This window comes from Micrococcus sp. LASM2_SD2, from assembly GCF_057364565.1.
Genome location: NZ_JBNFOB010000230.1, coordinates 1 through 3,623, shown reverse-complemented (window position 1 = coordinate 3,623; position 3,623 = coordinate 1). Strand labels below are relative to the sequence as shown.

Annotated in this window: 3 protein-coding genes; all 3 read right to left on the bottom strand. The window is 73.6% G+C overall.

Annotation, left to right across the window (positions count from 1 at the left end):
* Positions 1-145: 145 nt before the first annotated feature.
* The 3 genes from AC2W7A_RS10480 to AC2W7A_RS10470 all read right to left on the bottom strand — a co-directional run bounded on the left by AC2W7A_RS10480 (position 146) and on the right by AC2W7A_RS10470 (position 3,581).
* Positions 146-1,564, bottom strand: coding sequence for a bifunctional copper resistance protein CopD/cytochrome c oxidase assembly protein (locus AC2W7A_RS10480; RefSeq protein ID WP_485991302.1), 1,419 nt, complete (start codon positions 1,562-1,564; stop codon positions 146-148).
* An 83-nt stretch (positions 1,565-1,647) separates the two neighbouring features.
* Positions 1,648-2,034 carry a hypothetical protein gene (locus AC2W7A_RS10475; RefSeq protein WP_485991301.1) on the bottom strand — a complete coding sequence of 129 codons (387 nt, stop codon included), beginning with the start codon at positions 2,032-2,034 and terminating at the stop codon, positions 1,648-1,650.
* Positions 2,035-2,432: 398 nt separating this feature from the next.
* Positions 2,433-3,581, bottom strand: a complete 1,149-nt coding sequence (locus tag AC2W7A_RS10470) for a Dyp-type peroxidase (protein ID WP_485991303.1) — start codon at positions 3,579-3,581, stop codon at positions 2,433-2,435.
* Positions 3,582-3,623: the final 42 nt, after the last annotated feature.

Genomic DNA, 3,623 nt, shown 5'->3' with positions numbered 1-3,623 from the left:
AGGCGCCGTCCCGCGGCGGGAGGTGCCCCGAGCCGTCGTCGTCCCCCGAGGACGCAGCCCGTCGAGGGCGGAGCAGCGCCGCCCAGGCACACCCCCGGGCGTACCGGGCGGGCGGTGCGACGGGGCGGGCAGGCGGTCTGCGGCGTCAGCGGCGGCCATGGGTCTCCTCCTGGTCGGCGAGGTTCGAGTACATGCGGTTCCACTCGGCGAGCTCGGCGTCGCCGTCGCGCTCGGCCTTGCGGTCGTAGCGTTCGGCGGTCCTGCGGTCCTCCAGCGCCCACAGGACGGCCACGGTGACGGCCATGATGACCGTGGGGAACTCGCCGATCCCCCACATCACAGCGCCGCCGATCCGCTGGTCCGCGAGCGCGTCCGGACCCCACGGCCGGCCCATGTTGCCGAACCAGTCGGCCTGCATCAGGCCGGTGGAGGAGGTCATGGCCACGCCGATGAACGCGTGGAACACCATGGTCGCCAGCAGCACCACCAGGCGGATCGGATAGGGCGGGCGGTTCGGCAGCGGGTCAGCCCCCACCATCACCAGCGCGAACACGAAGCCGGTGAGCAGGAAGTGGACGTTCATGAACTCGTGGCCCACATGGGTCTCCAGGGAGAACCGGAAGAAGTCCGTGTAGTAGAAGACCAGGATGGAGCCGGCGAAGTTGGCACCCGCCACGATCGGATGCGTGATGAACGCGCCCCAGCGGGAATGCACGATCCACAGGATCCACTCGCGCGGGCCGCGGGTGTCGTCCGTGCGCACCGGCAGGGAGCGCAGGGCCAGGGTGATCGGGGCGCCGAGCACCAGGAACAGCGGCGCGATCATCGTCAGGGTCATGTGGCCGACCATGTGCGCGGAGAACAGCACCATGCCGTAGACGGCCGGGGCGCCGGAGGTGGCCCAGGTGAGCACCGCCAGGCCCAGCAGCCAGGAGATCGTCCGCAGCACGGGCCAGGAGTCGCCTCGGCGGTGCAGGCGCACCACGGAGCGCAGGTACCAGATCGCCAGGAAGAGACAGATGGCCACCCACAGCCAGTCCCACCGCCACAGGGTGAACCAGCGGGCGCCGGTCAGCTCCGGGGGCAGTTCGTAGCCGGTGAGGATGCGGGCCGGGCTCGCCCCCTCGGGCAGCTCCTCCGGCTTCGGCGGGGCCGTGCGGGAAAGCACGGCCGAGACGCCCATCACCGCGGACATCACCACGGCCTCCACCGCGATCAGCTGCCACAGCAGCCGGCGGGCCGGGCGCGGGGCCTCGGTGGGGGTCACCGTGGCGGTGGCCCCGGCACGGGAGGAGGACCCGGCACGGGCGCCCTCCCCGCTGCGGACGGAGGCCCCTCCGCCGCGCACCGGAGCCCCGCCGCGCAGCTGCGGGATGATCCAGCGGCGGTGGGCCAGGCCGATCAGCCCCAGGCCGATCACCGCTAGGAACTTCACCCCCACGAGCGTGCCGTAGGGGGTCAGCAGCTGGTGCAGGTGCTCCACGCGCAGGGCGGCGTTGACCACACCGGACAGCGCCACCGTGAACAGTCCCAGCCCGGCGAGCACGGAGTAGCGGGAGAGCACGGTGTGCACGAGCGGGGCGGCGCCCTGGCGGCGCTCGGTGGTGCGTCCGGTGCCGCCGTCGGGGCCGATCAGCGTGGGCGCGATCAGGGCGAGGACCAGCAGCCCGCCGACCAGACGACCACGCCGAGCAGGTGCAGGCCGATCGAGTTCACGGCGCCGTAGTGGTCGTCGCCGCCGGCGGCGTGGCCGATCAGCGCGAGCGGGACGAGGGCGAGCATCGCGAGGATGCCCACCCAGAACAGGCCGCCGTGGCTGCGCACGGCGACCGCCAGGGAGGTCACCACGGCGGCGATCACGGTCACCCAGAACCAGGCCTGGCCCACGGAGATGGACACGAAGTAGGCGACGAGGCCGTCGGTGAAGGCCGCGCCCGCACCCAGCGGGATGCCTGCCAGGTCCGAGTAGGAGAGGATGCCCACCGCCAGGGCGCACAGGGTCCACACGCCGGCGGACACCGAGGCCACCAGCATGGTGCGGGTGAACGCGGGGTGCTCGGGCAGGGGCTCGGCGCCGGATCGCCCTTCCGGCGGCGCGGGGCGCGCCCGCCGGTGTGCGGAGGCAGGATCGTGGCGGCGAACAGCAGGGCGCCGATGGTCACGGACATCGCCATGTTGGAGCCGTACTCGAACAGCGGCACACCCCAGCGGGTGAGGGCGCCGGGGTCGGAGAGCTCGCGCGCGGCCGAGACGCCGGTGAACCACGCGGCCAGCACCAGGGCCAGCGCGCCGGCGGCCGCGACGGCGGGCCAGGCCCAGACCGGCAGCGACCGGTCCGTGTCAGTCGAAGGCATGTCTGCCATCCTCTCGCATTCCTCCCTGTGGCATCGGCCCGCTCAGGGGCGGTCCGTCCGGGGCCGTGTGCGGCCCGCTCACGCGAACAGCACGTCCCCGACGAACCCGCCCTCGGCGCAGCCGGGCGGGATCGCGAACACGGCGGAGCCCACGGGGGTGGTCCACATGTTCAGGTGGTCGGACTCGGCCAGCCGCTCCTGCACCGGCACGAACTGCCGCTGCAGGTCGGTCTGGAACGCCACGAAGATCAGCCCGGACTCGCCGTCGGCGTCGTCGTAGTTGTAGCCGCGGCGCAGCATGCCGTGCTCCGGGCCGTCCCCGAGCCGGGCGCGGCGCACGTGGGCGGTGCCGGAGATGACCGGGAACCCTGCCGGACCGGTGGCGTCGAGGTCCATCGGGTCGTCCTCGTGCCCCCCGGTGAGCGGGGCGCCGGTGCCGAGGCGGCGTCCGATGACGTCCTCCTTGGCGGGCCGGTCCAGCTCGTCCCAGGTGTCCAGCTCCATGCGGATGCGGCGCACCACCATGGTGGTGCCGTGCTCGATCCACGGCTGCAGGTCCGCCCCGCGCCCGTCGTCCACGCCCCAGACGAGGCGGTCGAGCGCCTCGGAGCCGGACTGCGGGTTCGCGGTGCCGTCCACCTGTCCGAACAGGTTGCGCATGGTGGTGCCGGTCGGGTGGGAGCCGCGGGCGGCCCGGAACCCGACCTGGGTCCAGCGCAGGTCGGCGAACGCCCGGGTGCCCTTCAGGAGCATGCGACGGGCGTGCGCCACGGACATCTGGTCGTCGCCGCAGATCTGCAGCAGCAGGTCCCCGTCCGAGTACTCCTCGGAGAGCTCCCCGTCGATCTGCTCGAACCGCGGGAGCGGACCCAGCCACTCGGGGACGGCCTGCGGGTCGATGCGCTCCACCAGCCCGCGGCCGAAGCCGAAGGTCACGGTGAGGCGGGCCGGCGCGGCGGCGAGCTCGGGCTCGGTGTCCGCGAGGGTGGCCCGTCCCTGCGTGAGCCGTGCGGCGTCCTGGGTGAGGATCCGCAGCAGACGACGGACGTCGTCCCTGCGCACCCCGTCCTTCAGGTCGAAGGCGAGGAACACCGCGTGCGTCTGGCTCGGGGTGTCCACCCCGGCCTGGCGGTCTCCGTGGAAGGGGACGGCGTCCGTGCCGATCGGCGAGCTGACGGCCACCCGGGCGGCCTCTCCCCCGGGCTCGGCCCAGCCGGCGGTGCCGATCTCACCGGAGGCGGACCATGGCCCCCGCCTCCCCGACGACGG